The 26888-nt window shown below is 36.5% G+C and carries 23 protein-coding genes, 1 tRNA gene and 1 other annotated feature; of the genes, 7 read left to right on the top strand and 17 right to left on the bottom strand.

The window, feature by feature from the left end; all coding sequences use genetic code 11:
- Window positions 1–14 precede the first annotated feature (14 nt).
- The 6 genes from pheT to lepB all read right to left on the bottom strand — a co-directional run bounded on the left by pheT (window position 15) and on the right by lepB (window position 12108).
- Window positions 15–2432, bottom strand: coding sequence for a phenylalanine--tRNA ligase subunit beta (gene pheT, locus K4422_RS08980; RefSeq protein WP_230710718.1), 2418 nt, complete (start codon window positions 2430–2432; stop codon window positions 15–17).
- A 6-nt stretch (window positions 2433–2438) separates the two neighbouring features.
- Window positions 2439–3482, bottom strand: a complete 1044-nt coding sequence (pheS, locus tag K4422_RS08975) for a phenylalanine--tRNA ligase subunit alpha (RefSeq protein ID WP_206902694.1) — start codon at window positions 3480–3482, stop codon at window positions 2439–2441.
- A gap of 111 nt (window positions 3483–3593) precedes the next feature.
- Window positions 3594–3802, bottom strand: a binding site (T-box leader).
- A gap of 38 nt (window positions 3803–3840) precedes the next feature.
- A complete protein-coding gene (locus tag K4422_RS08970; protein ID WP_206902693.1) occupies window positions 3841–4164 on the bottom strand; it encodes a winged helix-turn-helix transcriptional regulator in 324 nt (107 codons plus the stop codon).
- A gap of 60 nt (window positions 4165–4224) precedes the next feature.
- Entirely contained in the window at window positions 4225–7905 is a 3681-nt protein-coding gene (gene addA / locus K4422_RS08965; protein WP_230710715.1) for a helicase-exonuclease AddAB subunit AddA, read from the bottom strand.
- The gene (locus tag K4422_RS08960; protein WP_230710713.1) at window positions 7898–11428 is read right to left on the bottom strand and encodes a PD-(D/E)XK nuclease family protein; all 3531 of its coding nucleotides are present in this window, start codon (window positions 11426–11428) and stop codon (window positions 7898–7900) included. The genes addA and K4422_RS08960 overlap by 8 nt, the downstream gene beginning before the upstream one ends.
- A 128-nt stretch (window positions 11429–11556) precedes the next feature.
- Window positions 11557–12108: a signal peptidase I gene (gene lepB / locus K4422_RS08955; protein WP_206902690.1), complete on the bottom strand. Its 552-nt coding sequence runs from the start codon at window positions 12106–12108 to the stop codon at window positions 11557–11559.
- A gap of 174 nt (window positions 12109–12282) precedes the next feature.
- Here lepB and K4422_RS08950 point away from each other — a divergent pair, with 174 nt between their 5' ends.
- Window positions 12283–12879: a nitroreductase family protein gene (locus K4422_RS08950; protein ID WP_206902689.1), complete on the top strand. Its 597-nt coding sequence runs from the start codon at window positions 12283–12285 to the stop codon at window positions 12877–12879.
- Window positions 12880–12927: 48 nt separating this feature from the next.
- On the opposite strand, the gene K4422_RS08945 is transcribed toward K4422_RS08950, so the two are convergent.
- The gene (locus K4422_RS08945; RefSeq protein ID WP_230710711.1) at window positions 12928–13404 is read right to left on the bottom strand and encodes a hypothetical protein; all 477 of its coding nucleotides are present in this window, start codon (window positions 13402–13404) and stop codon (window positions 12928–12930) included.
- A 157-nt stretch (window positions 13405–13561) separates the two neighbouring features.
- Here K4422_RS08945 and K4422_RS08940 point away from each other — a divergent pair, with 157 nt between their 5' ends.
- Window positions 13562–14089: an HdeD family acid-resistance protein gene (locus tag K4422_RS08940; RefSeq protein WP_230710709.1), complete on the top strand. Its 528-nt coding sequence runs from the start codon at window positions 13562–13564 to the stop codon at window positions 14087–14089.
- A 101-nt stretch (window positions 14090–14190) separates the two neighbouring features.
- Window positions 14191–14637 carry a hypothetical protein gene (locus K4422_RS08935; RefSeq protein WP_206902686.1) on the top strand — a complete coding sequence of 149 codons (447 nt, stop codon included), beginning with the start codon at window positions 14191–14193 and terminating at the stop codon, window positions 14635–14637.
- 142 nt (window positions 14638–14779) lie between these two features.
- On the opposite strand, the gene K4422_RS08930 is transcribed toward K4422_RS08935, so the two are convergent.
- The gene (locus tag K4422_RS08930) at window positions 14780–15718 is read right to left on the bottom strand and encodes a DNA/RNA non-specific endonuclease (protein WP_206902685.1); all 939 of its coding nucleotides are present in this window, start codon (window positions 15716–15718) and stop codon (window positions 14780–14782) included.
- 180 nt (window positions 15719–15898) lie between these two features.
- Between K4422_RS08930 and K4422_RS08925 the strand changes: the two genes are divergently transcribed.
- From K4422_RS08925 to K4422_RS08910, 4 genes are all read left to right on the top strand, one after another.
- A tRNA-Leu gene (locus K4422_RS08925) sits at window positions 15899–15982 on the top strand.
- Window positions 15983–16016: 34 nt separating this feature from the next.
- Window positions 16017–16322 carry a hypothetical protein gene (locus K4422_RS08920; protein ID WP_230710707.1) on the top strand — a complete coding sequence of 102 codons (306 nt, stop codon included), beginning with the start codon at window positions 16017–16019 and terminating at the stop codon, window positions 16320–16322.
- A gap of 370 nt (window positions 16323–16692) precedes the next feature.
- Complete coding sequence (locus K4422_RS08915; RefSeq protein ID WP_230710704.1) at window positions 16693–17055, top strand: hypothetical protein; 363 nt, start codon at window positions 16693–16695, stop codon at window positions 17053–17055.
- 2 nt (window positions 17056–17057) lie between these two features.
- The gene (locus K4422_RS08910) at window positions 17058–17327 is read left to right on the top strand and encodes a hypothetical protein (protein WP_206902682.1); all 270 of its coding nucleotides are present in this window, start codon (window positions 17058–17060) and stop codon (window positions 17325–17327) included.
- A 200-nt stretch (window positions 17328–17527) separates the two neighbouring features.
- Here K4422_RS08910 and K4422_RS08905 read toward each other — a convergent pair whose 3' ends face one another.
- The 9 genes from K4422_RS08905 to K4422_RS08865 form a co-directional block, all read right to left on the bottom strand.
- Window positions 17528–19312, bottom strand: a complete 1785-nt coding sequence (locus K4422_RS08905; RefSeq protein ID WP_230710702.1) for an FAD/NAD(P)-binding protein — start codon at window positions 19310–19312, stop codon at window positions 17528–17530.
- A gap of 568 nt (window positions 19313–19880) precedes the next feature.
- Window positions 19881–20192, bottom strand: coding sequence for a hypothetical protein (locus tag K4422_RS08900; protein WP_230710699.1), 312 nt, complete (start codon window positions 20190–20192; stop codon window positions 19881–19883).
- Window positions 20193–20561, bottom strand: coding sequence for a hypothetical protein (locus tag K4422_RS08895; protein WP_206902679.1), 369 nt, complete (start codon window positions 20559–20561; stop codon window positions 20193–20195).
- Between the two features lie 685 nt (window positions 20562–21246).
- Window positions 21247–22284 carry a DUF916 and DUF3324 domain-containing protein gene (locus K4422_RS08890; protein ID WP_230710692.1) on the bottom strand — a complete coding sequence of 346 codons (1038 nt, stop codon included), beginning with the start codon at window positions 22282–22284 and terminating at the stop codon, window positions 21247–21249.
- Between the two features lie 59 nt (window positions 22285–22343).
- Window positions 22344–22502 carry a hypothetical protein gene (locus K4422_RS08885; protein WP_230710684.1) on the bottom strand — a complete coding sequence of 53 codons (159 nt, stop codon included), beginning with the start codon at window positions 22500–22502 and terminating at the stop codon, window positions 22344–22346.
- Window positions 22499–22984: a hypothetical protein gene (locus K4422_RS08880; RefSeq protein WP_230710682.1), complete on the bottom strand. Its 486-nt coding sequence runs from the start codon at window positions 22982–22984 to the stop codon at window positions 22499–22501. Before K4422_RS08880 ends, K4422_RS08885 begins: the two co-directional genes overlap by 4 nt.
- Window positions 22985–23034: 50 nt before the next feature.
- Entirely contained in the window at window positions 23035–23595 is a 561-nt protein-coding gene (locus tag K4422_RS08875; protein WP_230710680.1) for a WxL domain-containing protein, read from the bottom strand.
- Window positions 23588–23902, bottom strand: coding sequence for an LPXTG cell wall anchor domain-containing protein (locus K4422_RS08870; RefSeq protein WP_230710678.1), 315 nt, complete (start codon window positions 23900–23902; stop codon window positions 23588–23590). The genes K4422_RS08875 and K4422_RS08870 overlap by 8 nt, the downstream gene beginning before the upstream one ends.
- 14 nt (window positions 23903–23916) lie before the next feature.
- A complete protein-coding gene (locus K4422_RS08865; protein WP_230710676.1) occupies window positions 23917–26742 on the bottom strand; it encodes a lectin-like domain-containing protein in 2826 nt (941 codons plus the stop codon).
- Window positions 26743–26888: the final 146 nt, after the last annotated feature.

The following is a 26888-nucleotide window of genomic DNA, read 5'->3' as shown; positions in this document are numbered from 1 at the left end:
TTTCCAACCGATAATTAACGAATTTCCGCTGCTAATTCTTCCGTCAAGTTTTTCGTTACTTTTTCCATCGCCTTATTAATTTCCTCATCTGTCAAGGTTGCTTCTGGATTGACAAATGTTAAACTATAGGCCAATGATTTAGAACCTGCTTTGATGTTTGTGCCTTGGTATACATCAAACAACGTAACTTTATTTAAAAACTTGCCAGCAGCAGCTTTAATTGCCGCCACAACGTCTTGATTGGCAACCTCTTCACTTACTACCATGGCGATATCGCGACTTACTGCCGGGAATTTAGAAACTGCTTGATACACAAGTGGTGTCTTTTCAGCAGCTAATAGCGCAGCTAAGTTCAACTCTGCTACAAAAGTTGCCCCAATATCATAGGCTTTGGCAATTGTCGGATGAACTTGACCAACAAAACCAATCTTATCATCGCCTAAATAAATTTCAGCAGTTTGGCCAGGATGCATTTCTTTCATAGCCGACGTTTTCACGTAAGAAATATCTTTGGCACCTAAAGTTATTAGGAGCATTTCAACAATACCTTTTGCTAAAAAGAAATCAACTTTTTTTCCAGCTTGCTGCCAATCTTTGGTTTGCCATAAGCCAGCTAACGCAAAAGCAACATGATTTTCTTCTAGCGGCAAGTTTTTTAAAGGATCACTGTCTTGATAAAAGACACGACCAATTTCATAAAGAGCGATCTGCTCGTTTTTACGGGCCATGTTGTAGGCAACATCGTCTAGTAAACCGCTGATTAAGTTCATGCGTAAAACTGCCCGATCTTCTGTCATTGGCCAATCCAAACGAGTAATGTTACTTTCACGCATCATAAATTGACGAGATTTTTCTTCTGTTGTCAAAGCATAACTAATTGCTTCGGTTACACCTGCACCTTCTAAAGCACTACGCACTTCTCGTGTTTTTAGTTGTTCTTTGGTTAATGCACCTGCAACAGTCTCACCACTTGGCAAGGTACTTGGAATTTTATCATAGCCGTAAATACGGGCAACTTCTTCAATGATATCTGCTTCAATGTGGATATCCCAACGTCGCGGTGGGATTGTCACTGAAAATTCTTCATCACTTTCTGTGTATGAAAACTGTAACGCGTTAAAAACTGCACCTACTTCTGATACACTTAAATTCGTTCCCAACGAACGATTAATTTTAGCCAAAGTAATCTTTACTTCTTCGTCTTTTACTGCGACTGTTGACCCAACTACAGCATCTTTTAAAACAGTGCCGCCAGCAAGTTTAGCAATCATAGCAGCAGCTACTTCACAGGCTTCGTTAATATCACCTTTATTAATGCCTTTTTCAAAACGGGCAGAAGATTCACTGCGCAAATTGAATTGTTTTGATGTTAAACGAATTGACAATGGATCAAATAGTGCCGCTTCTAGTGCTACGGTGGTTGTTTGCTCTGTAATTTCAGAATCTAAGCCACCCATGACACCAGCTAAAGCTACCGGTTTTACCCCATTTGTAATCACGATGTTTTCTGGCGTTAATTTTCGCTCTTCACCATCTAAGGTCACAAGCGTTTCTTCTTCATTGGCACGACGAACTAAAATCTCTTGACTATCCAATTTCCCATAGTCAAAGGCATGTAACGGTTGACCAAATAAAAGCAAAATGTAATTGGTAATGTCCACAACGTTATTAATTGGACGAATACCTTCATTCATTAAACGATTTTGCAACCATTGTGGTGATGGCGCAATCTTCACATTTTCTATAATCCGAATTTGATAAGCCGGTGCATCTTTTTCATCGGTCACCACGACTTTAATTTTGTCACGAGCAGCTGTACTTTCTTCAATCAATTCTTCATTTTCAAAGTGCGGTTTTTGATTATAAATAGCCCCCACTTCATAGGCAACACCTCTGATAGATAAGGCATCGGCACGATTTGGTGTGATAGATAATTCGATGATGCTGTCATCTAAATCCAAATAAGGAAAAACAGACTCGCCCACAACTGCAGCTTGTGGTAAATAATAAATACCGTCAGCAAATTCTTTTGGTACGACATTTTCAGAAATACCTAGTTCTTGTAAAGAACAAATCATACCATTTGAAACTTCACCGCGCATTTTTCCTTTTTTAATTTTCACATTGCCGGCAATCCGTGCTCCTGGCAGTGCCACAATAACCTTAATTCCTTCTTTGACATTAGGTGCACCACAAACAATTTGAGACAATTCTTCTTCACCAATATCCACTTGGCAAATAGACAAATGATCAGAGTTAGGATGCGGAACACACTTTTCTACTTTCCCTACGACAATTTTCTTTAACCCTGCTGCAGGGACTTCAATACCTTCTACTTCAATGCCGGTTACAGACATTTTATCTCCTAATTCTTTGGGAGAAATTTGAGTAAGGTCTAAATATTCATTTAACCATTTATAAGAAACTAACATAAATTTTTACTCTCCTTTGAATTGACTTAAAAAGCGCAAGTCATTTTGATAGAAGTTACGAATATCATTCACACCGTAACGCAACATTGCGACACGATCTGGGCCAATCCCAAATGCAAACCCAGCATATTCTTCTGGATCAATTCCAGACATTTTTAAGACGTCAGGATGCACCATACCCGCTCCTAGAATTTCGATCCAACCTGTGTATTTGCAGACATTGCAACCTGCACCACCACATTTAAAACAACTAACATCGACTTCAACAGAAGGTTCCGTGAAAGGAAAATAACTTGGGCGTAAACGAATTTTACGATCTTCTCCAAACATTTTTTGCATCATTACTTCCAAAGTACCTTTTAAATCTCCCATCGTTACATGTTTATCGACAACTAAGCCTTCAATTTGATGGAATTGATGGCTATGCGTGGCATCATCGGTATCCCGACGGAAAACTTTTCCTGGTGAAATCATGCGTAGTGGTCCTTTAGAAAAATCGTGTTTTTCCATCGTCCGCGCTTGTACTGGCGAAGTGTGGGTTCTGATTAAAATATCTTCTGAAATATAAAACGTGTCTTGCATATCTCTGGCTGGATGATCCTTTGGTAAATTCATCCGTTCAAAGTTATAATGGTCACTTTCAACTTCATAACCTTCTACAACTTGGTAGCCCATGCCAACAAAGATATCTTCAATCTCTTCCATAATTTGTGTTAACACATGACGATTTCCTTTTTGAACTTGTTGTCCTGGTAACGTTACATCGATGCTTTCTTTCGCTAAAGCAGCGGTTAGTGCAGCTTCTTCTAATACTTGTTTTCTTTCTTCAAGTGCGCGTGTTAACTCATCGCGAATTTCATTGGCAAAACTTCCGACTTTAGGACGTTCTTCTGCCGATAAATCTTTCATTCCCCGCAAAACTTCTGTAATTGGGCCTTTTTTCCCAAGTGTTTCCACTCGAATTTGATTTAACGCCTGTAAATCATTGACGTTGTCAATTTTTTCCATGGTTTCATTTTTCAATGATTCCAATTTGGCTTGTAAAGACATACTTGTTCCTCCTTAATTAAAAAAGTTCAACTTTACCCCATTCATTACTTGGAATTTAAAATGCGGTAGCTGGACTTTTGGCTTTAACGATAAAAAAAAGACCTCATTCCCTAAAGGAACGAGGTCTCGCGATACCATCCTAATTCGTCAAAATATGACGCACTTAATTTTAATAACGATTGCTAGACAACCGGCCTGACTTTCACCAAGCAAGCTAGGAAGTGAATTTCATTTTTCGATTGCGGCCCCTGCTTTCAGTCTATGACAGGACTCCCTTTTTCCGAATCAGCCAAATTACTTGTTTCCATCATTGCTTTTTATCCAATTGTAATTAGTGTACAAAACTTTTGGCTGAAAATCAACTGCATTCTGCAGCATCGATCCATTTGTTGCCCCAATCTTTAACTGCAATCAAACTGGTTTCTAAATCATGGCCTTTTGCTGTTAATTGATATAAATTATCTTCTTTGGCGACAATTCCCTCAGCATCTAACTCCCGCAAACGTTCAACCAATACGCGATCACTTACTTCGGGAATTTTATTTGCCAAATCAACAAAACGCTGGGCCCCATCTTCTAATAAAACATCGAGAATCAAACCGTTCCATTTTTTCCCCAAAATCGAAAAAGCTTTTTCAAATTTTGGACACAAACAAAATTCTGTTTCTACAACTTGTTCCACTTTCGGTCACCTCTTTTGACACATTATAGCACGCTTCTTACATTTTGTAAGCACAAAAGATTACAAAAGAGAAATTATTTTACGTCCCTTTAAAAAAATCAGATAACTCTCTGTAACAGGACGGTTATACGTTTCTGTTAATGCTTTTTTATAAAGGTTAATCTGACCTTGATAACGTTTTATAAGTTGCCCTTCATTCTCTTTTGTTAAATAATCGGTTTTAAAATCATAAAGTAAAATTTCATCTGCTAGAATATATCCATCGATAATCCCATGAATAAGCAACTCATCATTTTCATTATCGTAGTCGTTAAAAATTGTCGTTGTTTTTTGCAACATGGCAAAAGGCTCTTCTCGATGCACGTTGCTTTGTTGGGCGATCAGCTTTTGACCCAAGGGCGTGTCAAAAAACCAAAGGATATCTGGTACAACTACTTCTGCGGCAAGTTCTGTAGTTAAAATTCCTTCCGTGACAAGTTTAGCAATAAATTGCTCCAATTGCGTTTCAGTGGGAGCTTTGTTTAAATCTAACAATTGCAACACCGTATGGGTAGCCGTTCCAATGCTAGCGGCATCACGTTTTGTTTCAGCCATAAACTTCGGTGTCGCTAAAGTTTCAGCTGTATAACGGTTACCAGTCGCCTGTTTTTCCAAACTACTTTGCCAATCCAAGCGATTTTCTTGGGTATTATCTGGATCCTCAAAAACCCGCTTAATCTCTGTTACGGATTGATAACTTGTCGTTTGTGTTGCTTTTTCATAAGGATAAATAAAATCTAAGCGTTTTTTGACTGTTGTTAAATCTACTTGGGTCTGCTCTTTTATTTTCTCGTCCATAGGCGCAATTACATTTTCTTCATAATTTTCGCGCCAGGCTTTCACATCGGCTTGGTTAAACCAATAAATGGTGAACTGGGCCGGACTTTGCACGGTATAGCTGCGATCTTTTGCTTCACTAAAAACAGCTTCCATATCCGGATGACGCATCAATGTCATCCCCACCCAATTTAGCAAAACATGGCTACCTTTTAAACGCAAGGCAGGATTTAACACTTTCTTTTCTTGTGTTAGGGCTCCTTGCCACGCTTGCAATGCTTTTTCTTTGTTTTCATAAGAGCCAACTAAATACAATTTTTGTTCGGCACGCGTCAAAGCAACATAAAGTTTACGCATTTCTTCTGAAAAAGCTTTGTTTAAACGAACTTGCTTAATGCCTTTGTAGGGCATAGTTTCATAGCTGACTTGTCTTTCTTGGTCCACATATTTAATGCCTGCCCCTAGATGCTCTTCAAAAATATAATTGCGGTTAAAGTCCAAACGATTGATATCGCGGGCCATATCTAATAAAAAGACAATTGGAAATTCCAACCCCTTACTACCGTGAATGGTCATAACCCGCACCGCATTTTCCACTGATTTTGTCGCAGGTTCAGCCAAATCTAAATCTTTTTCCTGCATTTTTTCAATCAGACTGATGAATTGATATAAACCGCGAAAATTACTTTTTTCATAATTTTTTGCCCGTTCTACCAAAGCAATCAAATTTGCGTGGCGCTGAATTCCGTTTGGTAAACCCAAACAATAATCCAAATAGGCAGTTTCTTCATAAAGACGCCAAATTAAATCCGGTAAAGCGTTGCGTTTTGAGAAGGCCCGCCAACTTTCTAATTGGCTTAAAAAAAGATTGATCTTTTCTTTTAGCTCTTCTTTTTCCCCATAAAGGCTATAGTCACTTAAAGCTTCATAATAAAAACCATTTTTATTTTGCAGGCGAATTTGCGCCAGTTCATCTTCTAGTAACCCTACAATTGGCGAACGTAATACAGAAGCCAGCGGTATATCGTTATAAGGATTATCAATAATTTTTAACAAGCTAATAATAGTTTGAATCTCAGTTGCTTGAAAATAACTTTCGGCATCCGTAATCTCCAGTGGAATACCTAAGTCGTAAAAAGTGTCGACAATAACTTGATTGTTTCCCTTTGTTGGGGTAAGTAAAACGATATCGCCATATTCAAGTTTTCGCATCATTTTTTTGTCTTTATCATAAATTTGAAAAGATTGGCTAATTAATTCTTTGATTTTTAATGCTGTGATTTGAATTTCGCCAGCTTGACGTGTCTCGAAATGCTTGACATCATCTTTTGTCCCTTTTTCAAACAAAAGTAATTCCGTCTTAAACGCATCGCTTGCTGGAAAATTAGGAAAACCAGGAATTAACGCCGCTGCTTGGTCATAATCGATTTGCCCGACCTGTTGATCCATCAATTGTTCAAAAACTAAATTGGTGAAATCCAAGACTTCTTTGCGGGAGCGGAAATTCTCTGCTAAAACGATTCTGCGGCCATTTTTCTCATTACCATAGTCATTGTATTTTTCAATAAATAATGTAGGATCTGCCAAACGAAAAGCGTAAATAGACTGCTTTACATCCCCTACCATAAACATATTTCCGGCACTTTCTGTATTGTCTCTAACATAACTTAAAATCGCTTCTTGCAAACGATTGACATCTTGATATTCATCCACCATCACTTCAGTAAACTTGCTCTTATAATAAGTGGTAGCAGGGCTATTTTCTGCCTTTAAAATTGCCAGTGTATAGTGTTCCAAATCATTAAAGTCTAAAACACCTTTCGCCAATTTTTTTTTAGTATAGGCTTGACTAAAAGCTTGCGTAACTTCACTCATTTTTGCAACTAACGCATGGGACTTCACCAATAAATCATTCATCATAGCCTCAGGATAAGGAAAATAAGTCACCACTTGGGCTACACTTTCTTTTGCGATTCCTTGAAATTCTTTGACACTCACAGAAAGATCCGCCAGCTCTCCCCTTTTTTTTCGGACATTCGTTTTTAAATCGAGTCCTTCAATTTGGGCAAAAAGAGCTGCCATATCGTCTGCTACAAGCGCTGCTTGCAATCGCATCACCTGATTTAGCTGTGTTGTTAACAATGCAACATCTTTTGTCAACTTCTCTTCATTTTGACAAATAGCGATTGCCTGCTCATAGTTTGCGACTGCTAATTCTAATTCTGCCACTACAGCAGGCTTGATTGCTGATTGGTACAATGCAGTTGTTTGGAAACCATCTTGCGCTTGATAATTTTTGGGTAACTCTTCTAGCCAATCAGCTGGATCAGGAGCTGCACAAGCAAATTGATACAAACGCATAACCAAATCCGTTAACCCCTCATCGGAACGATCGCTGCCAAAGTTTTCCGTTAATTTAAAGAAATCCTCGTCGTCATTGGCATAATAATCTTCTCTTAAACCCGTCCAAACTTCTTCTTGCAACAATAATTTTTCAGTTTCATCACTTAAGAGACGGAAAACCGGATCAAGGTCAATCAAATAATAAAAGCGTTTAATCACTGTCATACAAAAAGCATGGAGGGTGGAGATATTGGCTTGTGGCAATAACACTAACTGTTTCACGTAATGTGCGCGTAAATTACTATTTCCTTCTTCATTAATACTTTGCCGGAGCGCCTTTTCAATTCGTTCTTTCATTTCACTAGCAGCAGCTTCTGTAAAGGTTACAATTAATAAACGATCAATATCGACCCCACTTTTTAACTTTTCAATGACGCGTCTGACTAGGACAGTAGTTTTACCAGAACCTGCCGAAGCAGAAACCAATAGATTATCCCCGCCGTCAAAAACGGCTTGCCATTGTCGGTCTGTAAAGCGTTCGTTTTCCGGCCTTACCGGAATAACTGGATTTGTTTTAGACATCGCCGTTTTCCTCCTTGATTTCGTTTAAAATTTCTGATTTTGGTAAATTGGGAATTTCGTGATAATCATTTTGTGCAAGCATGACATCAAAGCCACACAAACTACGGAAAGGACAAAAATTGCACGCCTTTTCCCCACTACTTTTCTTGTAAGGATTTAAGAAAATTTCACCGGTGACAATATTTTCTGCTGCATTTTTCATTAAATGGCGATTATGTTGCCTTAAAAGCTCCAACTCCTCTTCTTGATAAAAAGCTTTTGAATTACTTTCTTTAGCCAAAACACCATCTTTATTACTTAAAATTGGATAAACAAAAGAGCGCTCTTTTACCTCCAATGTGTCATCTAACAAAGGATATAATTCACTATCTTCTGCAAAAATCCCTTTATATTTATAAGCTTTTAAAACTTCAGCCAAGCTTGCCTCTTCTGCTTTTAAAACTGGATCATGAATGCGCATATAATACGCCCCCGCAGCCTTAACATCAGTTGTTCCTACTAGTTCAGCCGCGTTTATTAAGGCAACATCTAGATAGGTCAACAATTGCATCGCCAAACCAAAATAAGCGTCGGTTAAATTGAAATCCTTTACACCTGATTTGTAATCGATCACTCCCAGCCAAGTGTGCTCGCTACTTTGGGCCATATCCAGTCGGTCAATTTTTCCTCGTACGGCTAAGTGGCCGCCGGTTGATAAAGGTGCTTCAATACCTTTAATACCACTAGTTCCAGCTAACTGACCAAAAACAATTTCAGTTGCAAGCGGGGTCATTTTAGTGCGCTTACTTTGCTTATGCAACGCCCAAATCACTTTTTTAATCGTCTTGCCAAGACGATAACGCAAATAATGCATGCGGGCAGAACTTTGTAAAATCATAAAGCGCGGTTCCGCAAAAATTTGCTGTAAAACAGTATCGATTAACTGCTGAGCTTCATTTTCATCTAATTCCACCAACAATTTTTGTTTCGCAAAAACAGCTTGCAAAAACAAATCCAACGCATCGTGAAAAAGCGTTCCAGTTGTAAGTGCATCAAGACCAAATAACTCCCGCTCTTTTAAGCGCAAGCCATAATTAGCAAAATAACGGTACCCACACTGATAAAAACTTTCCATCTGGGAAATCGATGAATACAAATCTTTGCCGTAAAGTTTTGTTGCGACTTCCTTTGGTAATGTTACTGGCACATTCAGGTACTCTCGGCTGGCAAAAGCGCGTTGTGCCAAATTACGATAAGAAGAGGCCAGCAACATCTCTTCTAAAGCGCGCCATTTTGCGTTTACGGGTAACTTTTCATCTCTTGCATTCCGATACAATAAATTCAGCTGGCCCACTAAATTACGATAAGTCGCCACAAAATTTTCTGGTTCACTTGTTAAAGATAGCTCCTCTAGAGGAATTACTTTTAAATTTCCTTGAGTGACAAAACGTTGCAAATACGGCGAAATGCGTAAGTTTTGCTCTGTGTCATGATTAGCCGCATAGCTTAAAAAGAGTTCATCACAAGCTGATAAAAAAACTTTGTAGGCAACAAAAGGTGCTTTTGCTACGCTCTCTGTTCGAAGATCCCGTAATTGTTTTTCATCCGTTAGGCTTGTGTTTAATACTTCCCTGTCTTCTATTGTTAACAAACTATCGTCTGAAACCGGAGCGGGAAAATTCTTATCATTTAGGCCCATGGCAAAGGTAATCTTTGCTTGCCCAATTCGAGCCAGGCCTAACTGATTTAACTGGACTTGGTCAATTGCAGAAGGAACTTTACCATAAAAGGTATTGTCCAATCCCGTAGTAAAAAGCAAACTGAAATTCGTTAAATTAAACGAATCTTCTCCATAAATTTCAACGTAGTCATCCATCAAGTCCATCAGTGCTGACCACGTCTGTTCGTGGTTACGCGCTAATTCCAAGTCACCTGCTGCAATATCTTTTTGGCGCCAATCTTTGATGCGCTCGTCAGCTTTAATCGTCATTAAAAATTGATACAGCTTACTAACAGCTTCTTTTGCTGTTTTACTTTTTTGCAGATTTTGTAAAAAATCTGCAATCTCTGTCGCAAAAGCCCGACGCAGTCGATTACTATCTTGTGACAGTTGGTCAGCATCTTCTTGTTCTTCATTTTCAAAATCATATTGAATGATCTGCCAATCTTCTCTTCGTGTCCAAAAACTTCCTTGAAAATTGAATTTCAAAGCAATATTTTCCGTCTGATCAACGATATTGCGATAGTTTTGTAGTGGATTATCAGTCTCAAAAAAATACGCAGGAATGAATAGTTCTGTTTTCAATAGCCGCATGATATCACTAAGCCGATAATGGTATTCGCCTAAAGCAAATAACGCTTGTAAAAATTCAACAAGAGGATGTTGGGCCATCGAAATCTGTTGATCCAGATAAAACGGAATTGCTAACTCGTTAAAAACCGGTGGGATCAAATGCCCATAAGTCTCTAAATCGTTTGTTAAGAGTTGAATATCTTGATAACGATATTGCCCACTAGCCACCAGTTTGCGAATTTCTGTTGCAATGTAATTGACCTCATCGGTAGGTTTTAATGCTTGCCATAAGTGGATACTTTCTTTTGGTAAAGCCGCAGCAGACGCATTGCCTGCATTTTGTGTTTGACGCCAAAAACTTTCTACTGCAACTTGTAAAGTAGCTTCTGGTAACGGCGCAGCCGTTAAATCAACTAAAACTTTCGTTCCATTCTCTTTTGCTGTTTGCAAGAGTTGGTAATAAATTTTACCGGTATCGTGAAATAGATCCAATGCTTCAGGGGGATTTGTTACATAAGCCTTGTCTAACACCAAATCCAATAAAACATGACCATTTTTGGCCAAAGTCGTCAAAAGACAACGCTCTTGGGCATAAAGTTCTTGAAAATCAGTCGCAATAAATAATGTTTTACTTAAATTAGGTGGCGCAAAAAGACTGCTCGCATCACCACTCAAATAACTCGTCAATAAGGCTAATGGATCTACCACTTGTAATTGACGTTTTGCAAGTTCTGTCTCATAGCGGGTCAAGATTAAACGCAATTCGGCAAACTTTAAGCTTTGATCAGCGTTCACGCTTTCTTTGGATAAAGTAGCTACTAAGTCCTCTGGTGTTAAATTACCTACTTTTAACTCTTGATATAAACCTAATAATTTCCCACAAAAACCTGATTTTTCCACTTCACCACGATACAGCAATAAATCTTCTTTACTTTCTTCCAATACTTTTTGTAAAAGCATGAGACTTCCAGCCTCTGAAAGTGTTTGATTGGCCAATTGACCTGTTTTTTGTAAATAAAACCAAGCCAGACGATAAAAACTAAAAACTTGGGCACGAATCGTGGAAAAAGATAACGTATTCTCAGGTTTCAGCGCTTTTAAAATTTCTTGTTCTTGCTCAAATTTATTGTAGTTAGGGACTAGAAAAAAAACTTGATTTTCTGCGTCTTGCTCAAGCCATGCTTGTGCTTTTTTTATATAAGTTTGGCGATGATCTAAAGCACCATTGCCAATTAAAAATTGTAAAGTCATCTCAAACTCCTTCCTTCAAAAAAAGCAATTGAAGTTATCTTGTTACTAGCATAGTATAACAAAAAAAAGTCGATAAATTGAACGCAGCGGTTCATTTACCAACTTTATTTTCATTCTTAAACTTTTACTTATTTATTAATAAAACCAATTTCTTTTAAAGGCCAAAAAACAAATTTCACATCACCAGAAACTGTCTTTTCATCGATAAAGCCAATCGAGCGCGTATCTTTTGAAATGCGCCTGTTATCCCCTAAAACTAAAATTTTGCCGGCGGGTACTTTTTCAAATTTAAAACTTGCTTCTTGATTTGGACTTAAAGTTAACGGCATACCATCGGTTAAATCTTTTTTATATTCATTTAAATAAGGCTCCGCCACCTTTTTGCCATTAATCAGCAATTGGTCATTTTGATAACTAACCGTATCTCCTGGCAGTCCAATCACGCGCTTAATATAATATTTATCAGGTTCATCTGGGGCCGGAAAAGTTACAATATCAAAGCGTTTTACTTTTGTATTCAATAAGGCAATCACTCTTTCGCCATCTTGTAAGGTGGGATCCATAGAATCGCCTTTAACGACTACCGGGGTGAAAATAAATAGACGCACTGCTACTAATACTACAACTAAGCCGATTAGAAAAAGTGCCGATTTAAGCCATTCATAATTTTTATCTTTCAAGCGTTTTATCCTTCTTCCTCAAAGTTTCATACATTAATAGTACCATAGAGTCTTTTTTTCACCAAAGTTTGCGACTAGTAATAAGAAAAATTTAAATGAGCATATTAGTTTACTAACTAATTGTAAGTATGTATACTGACGATGTTACTTAATTAAACAAAGGTGGTTATTTACATGTCAAACTTTTTAGAAGCAATCAAAAACCGTCGTTCAATCTACGCATTAGGACGCAACGTTAATCTTAAGGAAACTGAAATTGAAAGCCTGATTAAAGAAGCTGTTAAATATAGCCCAACAGCATTTAACGCGCAATCTCCACGTGTTGTCATCTTATTTGGCCAAGCACATGAAAAATTATGGGAAATGACAGAAGAAGCATTAAAACCTTTAACTCCTCCAGAAGCATTCCCTAATACCCAAGCAAAATTAGCTGGTTTCAAAGCTGGTTTTGGTACAGTTTTATTCTTTAAAAACACAGATACAGTGAAAACTTTACAAGAACAATTTGCTTTATATGCTGATAACTTCCCTGATTGGGCAGAACAATCAAATGGTATTGCAACAGCAAATACTTGGACTGCTTTAGAAGAAGCTGGACTTGGTGCTAACCTACAACATTACAATCCAGTTATTGATGCCGCTGTTGCAAAAGAATGGAATATTCCTGAAAACTGGCAATTGCGTTCACAATTAGTATTCGGTTCAAAAGAAGCTGAAGCTGGCGAAAAAGAATTCTTAAGTGACGACGAACGTTTCTTAACTTTTAAATAATTTGAACACAAAAATAGACTAGCTGCTAAACTGTTGTTTGGCGCTAGCCTATTTTTTTTCATCTAATAAAATATCAATTGGTGTTCCCTCTTTTAAATGTGTTGCCAAAAACGCCACAATTTCTTCTAGCGGTTCATTCAAAACAAATAGCGGTCCGCGCATGCCTCGGCGAAAAAAATTCACCTTCACTTGATTCTTGGTTTTTAATAAAACAATACGATCTACCTCAGCATAGGGAATTCCTTTTTTATCCATTGCATTAATACTAATATGATTTTCCGCAAAACCTTTGGCATCAATTAAAAAGCTTAAGATAATCAACCCTGCCAAAATACCCCGGACGTTCTCGTCTAAGGTTGTAGGGTTTAAACCAACCAGTACAATTGTTCCCACTCCTAAAGCTAAAATCAAATAAAAACTGGTGGACTTACGGCGAGACTTGAAAATAATTTCTTTTTCGATCAAGAATAAATAGGCAAAAAGCACCAGCACAAAAATTAACAGCAAAATGGTAAATGTCGACAAATACTTTTCCCCCTCCTTTTCTTCATCTTACCATAAAAACGCTATCAGCCAAATTGGTAGTGTCTTTTACCGTTGCAAAAGCGAACCAAGTATTTTCTTTATTCCTCAAATTTCGTTACAATAAAGAAGAGAATAGAAAAAAAGAGGAGTTTTGATTATGGATAATTTTTTTAAAACATTTCGTGAAAATTTATTATTAAGTGGCGTCGCCTACGGTATTTTGGGAATCTTGATTTTAATTAAACCTGAACCTTTCTTCAATATGATTGTTTATATTTTTGCTGCTTTCTTTTTTGTTATGGGAATTATTAACTTAGTGAACCATTACCGGGCACAAAAGCGTGGCTATTCTGGTTCCCAATTAACAACTGGAATTTTACTTTTAGCCGCAGCTTTGCTGATTTTGATTTTTGCAAAGGGAATTGTGTCTATTATTCCCTTTTTCTTGGGCTTATTCATTTTAATTAGTGGAATTACCCAGTTGTTACAGGAATTGCAATTAAAAAAAGACGGCACAGCACGTACGGGTTGGTTTGTCTTTAGTATCTTAATGATTGTAGCTGGTGCGTTACTCCTATTTAACCCTTTCCGTAGTGTTTTATTAGTTTTCCAAATTTTTGGTGGCCTGTTAGTTGTCTTGGGTGTTTCTCGTTTAGTTGATTTCTTTCGTTTAAGAAATATTTAAAGTTTTAATTATGACAATCTTTTTAAAGATTTCCGTCGCTTTTTTTAATCATTTCCCTTTATAATACTTTTGTTATCAATGAAGTATGAGGAGGTGGAAATATGCCAATTGAAAAAAGCCAACTAAAACAGCAACCAGTAATTATCGTCAAAGACAAAAACGGACAGATCTTACGGAAAGTCTCCGTGAAAGAATGGTTGGAAAATCATCCTCTTGACGCGACTAAAGAAGACTTTGAATTAAAACTTTATCGCGAAGCGTTAAATTACTTTTACTTAAAACAGTATGATCAAGCCGAAGATTTACTAATCTACCTTTGTGAAGGGACCCATTATCAACGTTATGAATACAGCGAACGTTTGGCTACGTTGTATCACACGCAAAACCGCTTGGACAAAGAACGGTGTATTTTACTCCTAGCTAAAAGAGCGCAGGAAAAAAATCATGCGCCCAAAGAATTGTTACAACGTATCACAAGACGTTTGGACAAAGTCGACAAACAATTAAATCACTATCAAAAAACCATCAATCTACTCGCTTTAAGTTAACAAAAGCAAAACAAAGTCTTTTAGCTTTTGCGCAATAAGCCAAAATATTTCGAACTTATTTGTGTGAAAGTTTTATACTTTCCTGACAATTAACCAAAAACACCCAACTAGTTAGTTGGGTGTTTTTTTCATCTATTGCTGCTTATTTTTCAGCAGAATTTCCGCTTTTCAATATTTGACTTGTACCATCAGCATAATTTAATTTCACATTATCTTGAACATTGAAAATATAAACATTAAATTTAATTGCTTCACTATTTACAGACTGTGCCATCAAATGGACACCCCGCGCCAAAAGTTCATCATTGCGAAAGATTGGTGTAACTTCATAACGAACAAAATGATTTTTATCTTGCTCTAAATAATACTTGATATCCATTTCAAAACGTAACATTTCAGGGTTATTCAACTGGCGTGTGCCGGTAATTAAATTTTGCCAATTGGCATTTTCACCTGCTAATGCAAAGCCAATTAAATGGGAGCGATTATATAAATAGCTACCACCAATTTTTTTATTGCGCCAGCCAGTCGGGGTAACACTTGAAATACTGCCGCGTTTTTCTTTGGGCATTAAACTTTGATTCAATAATGCCTCCGCACCTGTGGCCCGATTTAGTGCATCTAGGGGATAATACTTTTCCCATGCCCCACTTGTCGTAGCTAATTCGGCTTTTGAAAAAGTTGGCTTTCCTTGATTAATTTCAATCGTTTGTTTTCCTGCATAATTTAATTGGGCTAGTTCTTGTTTTAAAGCTGTCAGTTTAGCGTCACTTTGCAAGGGGCTTGCGCTTTTTTCTTCTGTTGCTCCCTCATCTTCTCTTTGATTACTACTGCTTTTCTCTTCTGAAGCTCCAGATTGCAAAGTAGTGCTGGCCGCCGTAGTATTTGGGTTATCTTTGGGTGCTATTGATTGAAGATTTTCAGTGTTTAATAACCCACTGCCAGATAATACGGCTGCAATTGATGCGGCCACCAAAATGAAGCTTGGCTTTTTCTTGCGATGTTTGGTCGTAGCTTGAATTAAGGTAACAATTCCAATAATTATCCCCAATAGACCACCTAATATTAAAACAGTATCCATTTTTTTCCTTCTTTTCTGTAAATTTAATCTACCTTTATACCCTAGCAAATGGCCTTCTTGAAAACAAGTAGAAATACGCTCAGATCGCCTACTTTTTCATTTTCGTCAAATGCTTGTCACCAGCCCTTTTTCTTGAAATAAAAATTTCATTGGCATAAAATAAAGCATGATACTTTTTTGGCGGAGTTGGTGGAACGGCAGACACGTATGCTTCAGGCGCATATGCCTATAATAGGCGTGAGGGTTCAAATCCCTTACTCCGCATTTTATTACTCAAAAATTGACAAGGAGCAAATTTATGCCATTTATTGCGATTTTAATTGATGTCTTGACCTTGGGAGCGTATTTTTTGCAGTTGAATAATGATTCGCGTACATTACGATTTTTAGGCCTAATCTTTCAAGGAATTATGACGATTTTATTACTGATCTTAATGATTGCCTATCACGGTAAACGTTATAGTAATTATCGGCCAGCCGGTTATTCTTATTTAACAATTCGCTATGCCCTTATCATCTTCTCTTTTTTGATTAATGCCATCGTCTTGTTTCTTTATATTTTAAACTTTACCGGTGCCAACGATTTAATTTTTTCAAGCTTTTAAAAGTTCTTAACTTTTTCATAAGTTCCTTTGTCCAATCATTTTAAGATAGAAATTGTGCTATACTTAATCTTACGCGAAAAATATTGTTATGCGATAGATTGATTTATTTCGTTGAATTTAATCAAACTGGCGTAACTTAGGAGTTACATGGATGTATTAGAGGTTAGGGAATACATCGTTTAAACGAGAAATAACATGAATTTTAGTAATAGTCTTGATCCAACCTTAAATAATAATATTGATTAGTTAGATAGCCTTCTCTAGTAATAGAGAGGGCTATTGTCCATTTTAGCAGATTTTTTTACTTCTCTCTTTACAAAACAAACATACGTTCGTATAATAAGAGTATCAAAAAGTTGGAAGTGATTTTATGCGTATCCCACCTTCTTATCAAGATCGCAAATTATTAAAGTGGAATGGCTTTTACTTATCTGAACATACGCGTCAAATGGCTGAAACCAAAGCTGCGCAAGCTTTTCTTTGGCCCGCCAAACCGATAATGGATAAAGAAGCTATCGCACAAGTTTTATATGAAGCGCGCTTAAAAGAGCGCTGTATTGCACTTCAAAAAGAAGAAGTAGATGCTGAAGGCCACTATTTCCCAGATATTGTTGGGAAAATACAAGGCTATGATGAATTAGGGATTTATATTGCCAATCAAAAAATTGATTACGACGAAATCCGCAGTGTCACCTTTACAACTGTTGCCAAGTGGTCTGCATTGGAGGAATAATGATGATTAATTTAAAAGGTACTATTTCTCAAATCAAAGTATTGAAAATGTCTGATCACCCCCTAGTTTACTTTCAATTGAATGAACACCACTGTTTAATCGCTACTCACGCATTGAATTTTTTAGCTGACGTTGCTGTTAATAGCACAATCAGCGTTGTTGGTCATTACAATGCTCGTAAACAATTTGTTGTAAAAAAATATAGTGTCTTAGGCAAACCTCAAATCGTGATTGAATTTGAAAAAAGTCTCTATCCGCCGAAACACATTTAGTTTCTAGTAAGAAAAGCCAAATTTGGCTGATTACTCGCCTGCAATAAGGCGAAATTTCAATAAATTGCTTTTCAAATTTCTTGAAATTTTGACTTATTGTTACAGCGAGTTCGTTTGAAAAGCTAGACAGTACGAAACTAGCCAAATCAATATTTTTCTTGTGAAGAATTTATACACTCGTCAGATAAAAAAGAAGCGTCTTAGCGCTTCTTTGCAAAAATTGTTTCAATTATTTGATCAGCCAAATAAAAAACGCGATCATCACTTTTGGGCCGCGGTGAGGCAGCGTTGAGCCAATCTAATCCTTCCAGCGGAATGCCGTAACAAAAAAGATGCGGTTGAATTTGCCCATTGTTATCAATGATTTGGTGTGTTTTGCGACTAACCAAGATTGCCCCTGTTACATGGCTTTTAGCGTCAAAAGTTACCTTATGTGGGGCTAGATAACCTTTTTCTCTCATATTCTTTAATAAGGGATTCTTTGTCGTTGCAAAACTTGGTTGCGGTAAACGCGCCTCAATCAAATTTTTTCCATTAAATCTTCGCTTTTCATCTTGCTTACTGTAGGCAACAAATTGTCCGTTTTGTTTTGTTACCGTCATCTCTGGAGCTAGAAATTCGACAATTTCCGCTTCTACTAACGCCGCTAATTGTTTTTGTCGTACAACAGGTGCACCGATAGCTAGAAAGCTATAGCTACGATTGAAATCTCCCCAGAAATCTTCATAGTACTCTCTTTCAGAAAATTTTTCATGATCTAACATATAATCAAAAGGTGCCTGCAGTTCTTTAAATGTATCAATCGCCGAGGCAATAGCTCCTGTTTTGTTGCCTAATTCAGCTGATTTTATATCTGCTTTTAAATACCCAAGAACAAAACTAGGAAAATGTTCTGGTGAAATATTTCCTGCCGGCTGTAATAACTGCTCCCAATTTAATTGTAGTTCTTTGGGTACACGATATTTTTTTAAAACGGCAGCAGCATCTTTACAACGATATTCTGTTAGAAAGTTAGTCAAATCAAATTTAACATCCTTTAAAACCTTTTGATAATAGACTAATTCGGCTTCTTTTTTTACTAATGTGACTAATTCTTTTACTGATCCTTGAAATTGAGACATAAAATGCGGCGTCAAAATCTCAGGCTTAGCGTCTTCGCCAGGTTCTTTTTGATTAATAGGACGCGCATGATAAGGTAGACCGCGACCTGAGCCAACAATTATTTTTGCTTCTTTGCCTGAAGGCTGGTAACGCAAATTTCCCTCCTTTTCGATAAATTTCCCGCCCCACTTGTCAATTAGTAACGGCAGATAGTCATAAAAACTCAAACCCAACCCTCGAATAATAATTGGTCCATTAACTAATTTTTTTAAAGGTGTATTGGCTGGATTTCCCGGTCTTTGATAAAACAAGTTATTTTTTTGGGCAAAATTCTGATTTTCGCACTCTTCTTCACTGGCTTCATTTTGCGAATGTCCCGTTGCCAAAATCACATCAGAAACGAGATATTCTTTTGAGCCAATTAGACTGATTTTTTCTTTTTTTAACGTTAAATCCGTAATTTTTTCTTTAACCAAGTGTACTTGTATTTTTTTTGTGGTTTTCTTTAAAATTTCTGCATAAAACCACCGTTGATAAATACCGTAGTAGCGGCGAGAACAATAGTCGTTTTTAGCTAATCTGGTTTCTGACATAAATTTTTCTTGCTCTGTTCGATCTAACGTAGCTAAAAAAGCGGCGGCCTCCCTTTGACTCCATTCCCCTAGATTAGGACCTTCATCTTCAGAAAATAACGTTACATGTTGCAACACGGTGTTCATGATGACAGCTTTACTTTGATCACTACGCCAGACATTTCCTCCTGGCCCATACGGATCAAAAATAAAAATTTCAAATGCTTCTTTACTTTCCACGGCTCTCTTTATAAGCTTTGACAAGGCAATCAATCCAAATGGCCCCGCACCAATAATCGCGATTTTTTTCATATCCGTCCTCCTTAGTAAAAAAGCCTATAGTTTCTAATCCAGCATATACCTCGCTATAACAGTTATTCTTATTATTAGAGTAAAGAATAATGCAAGCATGTGCAAATCTGAACCTTTGATTATTTCAACTTAATTCGCTTATAAAAAAAGAAAAAAGTTCTATTTTGACCACAAACGCAACATAATAGAAATTGTTTCTCAAAATCATATCAATTTTCAAAAATATACTTCTATCATCTTGTATGCAAATTATACAAAAAAACTGGTATCAACGTCAGCAAGACATCAATACCAGTTTTTTTCTAACTATAAGGAGGGACAAATCGTTTTATATCAGGCCTATATGTCTAATTTTACGAACTAACTTTCTTTGATGTTAAGTCGAAATTTCAAGAAATTTTAAAGGCAATTTATCAAGATTCCATCTTATCGTAGAGAGTTCACTCCGAGTATGAGGCCTTTCTAGCAGACCCGTTTCGCAAAGCAACTCTTCAAAAATAAGGACAATATTTTTCCGAAAATATCGCTCTTTTACTGATAACGGAATGCAGTTTACTTAACTTTTTTGCTACGCAATTTTTTCTATTCGGATAAAATAACCGTCGATTGATTCACTGATTTGTCTTAAAATATGGAAACCTTGTTCTTCTTTTTGACGGGGAACCTCAATCAATTTAACTTCTTGGCGATTGATAGGAATACCTACAATTAATTCGTCTGAAACCATATGCATCGCCATGATATGAGAAATTTGAGCACCCAATTTCATTATTTCTTGCTGATTTTTATTCACACGCCAATGCGAATTTTGCATTAAGCGTAAACCACTCGTTAAAACACCACTCTTAACAACCTTTTCTGAAATGACTGGACGCCACATTTAAGCCACCTGCTTTAAAGGGTAATCTTCGATTGTTATAGCGGTGTCACTTGCTACAGTGACAGTAACTAAGCTGCGATATTTTGCTGCAATTTTTTTTAGTTGTTCTGCCTCTTTTTTTGAACAATCAACATAAAAAATCACGCCATCATACTGGTCTTCAAACTTTGCTAAAAACGCTTCTGCTTGTTTCAACCATTTATTCTTAATCGTCAGACTTTCATAAAACGTCACTTGCTTATTCCGCAAATAGTTTTCTGGCAGTTTTTTAGGAAATCCTACGACTGCGATTTTTTCACCTGTATGTTGTTTTTTTATATGATTCCAAACATGACTAATTTTTCTTTGGTTACCGTAAATAATATACATTTTGCTTGCTCCTTAATTTATGATTATTCTATTATGACGGCAATAGCCTACCGTCGAATATTCAGCTTGCAAGACTATCCCCTCCTCTAATCATAAATAAAGTAACACTCTTTATTTATCCACCATACCAAAGATATTATTTAAAGCAAGCAACGTAAGAAATTGGTAAGAAGATAACTTACCAATTTCTTACAAAGTAAAATAAGACCGCTACTTCTTCCACTAAATAAAAGTGCGATAAAACAATTGCGAGCAAAACAAAAAATACCATTGTTCATACCATTGTTCATTGGTAATAAAAAAAACTAGCAAAATTACTCCTTCAATAATAGGGATAATACTTTTTGGTATCCCCCTTGATATTTAGACTATTTTTATCGCCATGAGTCGCGATACTTTCACTTTGCCAAAATATTTTCCAAGAATCACACAATCTAACTTAGACATCCCCCAATTATTCGGACCATCTATCATCCTTACTTCTACAAGTCTGGTTGTAGTTCCTACTTTGTAGATTAATCGATCCCCGCAATTAAAAAAATCGCTAGTATACCTTCTTACCCCTCGGTGAAATCTATCGTTGACTATCTTTATTACTTCCATATTAAAAAACCACCTTATTCATTTAACAATCGCTAATGATCATCTCTAAAACACCTGAAATTTACTGCCGCTTCATAAATAGCTATTGCTCTCTTCTTTTTACAAAATAGATGATTAGGAAAATTATTATCATAACGAGTAACGCTACGAGAATTCCAATAATTATAAAAAGCAAAGTATTATCTTTTTTAACCGTGAATACTTTTGTATTAACAGTTTGTGCTTCCTTTTTTGAAATATCAAATTTCTGTTCAAAATGCCATTGTTTATTAAAAACATCCGTAAAATCTAACTTCAACAGATATTTACCGGCATCAAGTGGCTTAGTCGCACCAACAGTACCGTTAAAAAAATTAATCGTAAACGAAGAGGAAGGTGCTATGCCACCGTCTTTAATTTCTCTAGAAATAACCGGATTTTTTTGATCTTCCTCTTTATATATCTTCCCAATCATATGCACTTTACTAATATTTACCGGTTGGGTGTTCTTCAGCTTTACCGTTATACCGGCATTTTTACTAATGGCCTCAGGAGATATACTTATTAGCTCTAAATTTGGATTAACTTTTGTTTCATTTTGCGAGAGCATTAATCCTAAAACGTAATCGTAATCCGTTGTCAGTCCAGCTTTCTTTTTTTGCTGAGATTCTCTTTTTACTTGAATACCACCTAAAATCATTCCATCAAATTTTTGATTGGGAACTGATATATCAAAAGAAACAATCCCTGCTTTTTTACCGGGAATCGTTACTGTTTTCGGATATTTTACCCACTTTTGAATATCCGTCTCATTTGAAGGACTCGATTTATTTATTTCACCACTATAATCAATCACTAAATTACCATTTGTTTCAGCCCTATTCACGTCAATTGCGAACTTTTGCTGTTGCTCTGAAAAATTATTGATTTTAACTTTTACAGTTGTTTTTTCTTCAGGTTTAACGCTTAAATCAAAAAAAGAATTTCCGCGCTCAAGTTGATTGGCAGAAAAGATGGGCTCAACGCTAAAATTTACTAATTCAGCTTCTTGCTCGGCATAGACCACTCCAGTTGTAGCAAATAGTCCAATGATTAATACAATGCACGTGTAAAAAGTCCTTTTCACTATGTCTTCCCCCATTTTTAAAATAATAGAACGGCAAACCATTAATAGTCTGCCGTTCTAAAACCTGCACTTGCTTATAAGGCGTTTACTGCTGAATAGGTGATTGTACCATTGTATGTTTGAATACTTAAATTATTATTCGCAATAGTAAGAACCGGTTCTTTCAATTCATAAGCCTTTGTTCCAACAGGTGCTGATGAAGGTTCATCAACAACCGTACCACTGGCGGTCAATACTTCAACAGAACCAATTGTAAGAGAGAAGTGCCGATTCCACTTAAAACAGTTGCTTTTGCATCAATTTTCCAAGGAGAAGCTGCAATAGCCTTTGTCCATTTGTCTTGTGATACATTAATATCTTCTTGCGTTACCTTATCATTAGGAACAACTTTCCCAATTTCACCAAGAGCAGAATCAATCGAATCTTGTGTTGGACGTGTATCTGTCACTTTCAAATCTTTATCGTAGGTTCCTGTGAATGTCGCATTCGTCGCTGCAACGCTATCTAATGAATGTTTTCCAAAATCAATATTTGGCACTTCATTTAAAGCAAACGCACCTGGATCAGAAGGCAATCCAGTATCTGGATCAATGGTATAGTCTGTAATTTCTAATTTTGTTGTTCCTTCTTTGGTATCCAAATCCGTTGCAAATGCATTAGTTCCCGTTCCTAATAAAATTCCTGTTAGTAATAAACCACTCATAATTTTTTTCATTTTAAATTCCTCCATTTATTGTATTAACAATGCAATATTGTCAACTCTGATTAAAATTTTGCATTAATAAAACGCCATTGGTTTAGGGCTTGATACTCACCAACCCTATTATTCTTACCAAAATTCAGATTAATTTCGTCGCGATTAATTGTATAGGTAATCCAGCCATGAGCAGAATTACTGTCTGAGCGTAAAACGGTTTGAAATATCGGTTCATCAAGATTTTGATAAAGTGGATAAGTCTTAAGGGCTTGTCCTTTTTCCGTAGTAACTGTTCCTGGTTTTAGCGATATATTTGCATTAGTTAAAGAACTGTCACTTTTTTGTGTTAAACTAGAAAAATTCACTTGTAGATCCCAAGGTATTGATGTTAATCGCGCATCTAAAATTTTTATAGTTAAATTTTCTGTCGCTTTTATATCTTTGCCATACTCTGTCAGCTCGTGATTTCCAAAATCCAAATCATTAATTGCATAAATTCTTGGATATTTTTCATTTAAGGGTAAAATCTCGAGAGTTGTCTTTCCTTTTGCTGCTAAAACATCTAACGGAAAAAGAAATAAGGACAGTCCAATCATAGCAATAGGGATGATTTTCTTCTTTTTACGCATCTTTTTCCCTCCTTCTTTTACATAGAAGAAACAAGATTGCGAGCAATAGCGTTCCTAAAAATGAAAATGCAAAAGATTGGATTTCATTTGTCTTGGGATAATGTTTTCTGGAATTTCCATTAGCTAAAGTATTATCACCATTAGATGTATGCTGGCTCTTATCAGATATTACAAGTGTCGTTTTATTGGTCATCGTATCTGTAGCTGCTACTACAGAGTTAGGTGCTAACACCAATCCTGAAAAGGTAAGCCAGAGAAGGAACAAAATTCTGCATAACTTTTTTACGTTACTCTTTTTCTCATTCATTCTTCTGACCCCCTTTATGGTGCATCGATTATTGTCCAAACCAATTTGCCACTCACTGTTCCAATTTCACTCGTATTATCTAATTTCAGCAGCAATCCTGCGTCTTTATCATAATTCAGCTCTTTATTTACGGGAAATTCTGTCTCCCCTAGACTTTGATTATTAAACGTAAATTGATCGCTTAGTAATGCCTTACTTGCTGATTTTGCCTCCATCTTTACACGAATAAAGCTTTCTTTTTTTAAATTGCGTGTATCTCGAATCTTAATTTTCATCTTTTCTTGCCGTGACATTGGTGTTTTTGTATCACTTAATTCCGTTCTTGAATATTTCCAAGAATAGTCCTGCGTCAATTCTTCAAAACCCAGATAACCATTAAGTATAAATTTGCTTTCCATTGTTTCAGCTGGATGAATGCCATCATTTATTGAAACAGAGATCGTATTAATCCCAACCACAAATGGTGTATTAGCAGCAAGTAAATTAATATTTGAATCTAGCGTGCCTTCAAATAATTGATCAGAAATATCGCTATCCAATACTGTTTGATCATTAATCGTTTTACCATTAATTTTTACCGCATAAGAAAGTTTGTCTCTATCCGCATCTCTATACTTAAAGCTGTAGTGAAAACTATCCAGATAGTCAGTATATTCTTTTTTGTCAGTAATTAGCTCACTTAGTATCGGTGCTTGATTTCCTTTGATCCAAAATGGAACTTGTTGACTCAAAAAATCATTTACCGTCTTATTGCCTACTTCTTCAGTAGTCACATGACTAGAAAAATGTGTTTTCTTGGTTTCAGTGTGTTTAGTGGGATTTAATTCATAAGACATATAGACATCTTCTCCAGGATGAACTTCAAGATTTGAAAAAGTTGTCTTTATTTCGCCTGTTTCTCGATTAACAGTAGCTGTACCTGTATATTTTTTTGCGCCAATTTGCGCTATTACATTTTTAACAGTTTTAGTTAAATCAATATCTACTGGACTAACATATGACTTCCACTCGTTAATTTTCAAAGCTGCCTCACCCTCAGAGACTGTAAATCTTGTTTGAAAAGTAAGTAGATCGCTATCTTGAGCAGCGGGTAATTGTGGACTATACGTATCGTGGTCTTCAATATCCACCACAGATTTACCAAGGTTCAGTACATCATTTTCAATTTTTGCACTTAAATCAACAGGGACTTGTGTAAAGACAAATTTCACCTGGCCACTTGCTGCACCATTTGCACCAGTAAATCCCCAATATGCCATATTATTTGAATCTGACAGATTCAATTCCGCACTTAAATCCGCCCATGGTATTGTTACAGGTTGCGTTTGAGCACCAGTAATTGGATTTTTTAAATAATAAGAAAATGTATGCGTCGGTTGATCAAAATCATAACGAAATTCATACCATGTATTATCACGAATATTGTCACCCACTACACCGTTGAGTAACCTAAAGCCATTATGTCGAATTACGGCATCGGCACCATTAGTACTTAAAGCACCACCTTCCCATTTATCTCCATTTCCTTGGGGTCTATACCCTTTGGATAAATTTGAGGGGAAACTGTAAGCCATGTGTGGTGTTTGAGGATTATCTTTATCATAATCGTGTCCGCGTCCATCACTATTGGAATATAAATCAAATTCGATCGCAACTGATTTTTTTATCGCGTATGTCTCTGGGGTCACCCAACTACTAAAAATACTCGATCTCCATGCCTTGGTTCCACCGTAAACACCTAAATTTTGTCCATCATCAGAACTATTTGCAGTTGTTAAAGCCGTAGAAGACGCATTTTGCATGACAAAAGCCAGCCCATCTGCATCGCCATTTGCTGCATTCCCAAAATTTATATAAGTTCGCCCATGAAAACTATTGGAAAAATCCATTCGATACTGATCCTTCGACCAAATTGATAACCAATTTTTTGAACCAGATAGCGATATTTCAGAATAGGGCACACCGTTATTTACATTTGGATTATAAATGTTATTTACACCACTACTCCCTTTGTTTCCAGCAGAATTAATATTGCCGAAAACGCCCTCCAACAATATCGCTCCTTTAGGTACTTCTGGATTCCCAGTATTTCCTGTTAGTGGAGAACCTAGACTTGCTCGACTAGTATTCATTTTAGCCCGTGTATTCTCTTGCACCGAATTTTGTGTATCAGATGAATCAACTTTTTTAGTCGTATCTGTTATAGATTCACTTGCAACATTTGCGTTAATCTTCTCGTCAGTAGAACTATTTTTCTGAACGTCATCTCGAGTCATAGAATCGCTGCTTTTACCTGATTCTTCTAACTTGTCACTACTACTTGGCATAACATTTGTGGTATTCTCACTGGCTTTTGTTGTACTCTTTGATTCAGCTGGACGGTTTGTATTTTTCAAAGTTCCTAACCTAATTTTTTTACTATCTTTAAACTGATATATATCTGCGGTCACAGAACTTCTTTCCTTAGTATGGAATTCTACTTTTGATTCGCCAGGATCTAATTCAAAAAAACCTTCTTTCTGAGAAATTATAACCCCATTACTTCCCTTCATATTACTGACTTCTTGATTTTCAGAAAAACTGATACCGATTTTTTCGACATCAGATTGCACATTAGTAAATTGAATTGACCAAAGCCACTCATCTACATTACGATCATAAGAAGTACTGCTTAAATACGCATTCAATTTGCTACTTAGCAATTCTCCAGCATTCAATTGAACTGTAGCAGTTTCTTCAGCATAGGATAAATTATTTCCCCCAATCAGTATGTTTACTGGAACAATCAAAACCGTTACCAAACCAGTTATAAATATTTTGTAAAGTACACTTTTCTTCAATACCTCACCTCCAGACTTATTCGCCTATTTCAACATCGATATTACATTGCATTGCCCAGAAAATATTATCATCAATTTCAACTTTTTTTTAAATTTGCGAAAATTTTCATTTGGTTTTTGAGCTATATTTTAGACACGTATATCTA

The sequence above is a fragment of the Enterococcus sp. SMC-9 genome (genome assembly GCF_021011285.1).
Taxonomy (GTDB): domain Bacteria; phylum Bacillota; class Bacilli; order Lactobacillales; family Enterococcaceae; genus Enterococcus_C; species Enterococcus_C montenegrensis.
This window is presented reverse-complemented; position numbering and strand designations above follow the sequence as displayed.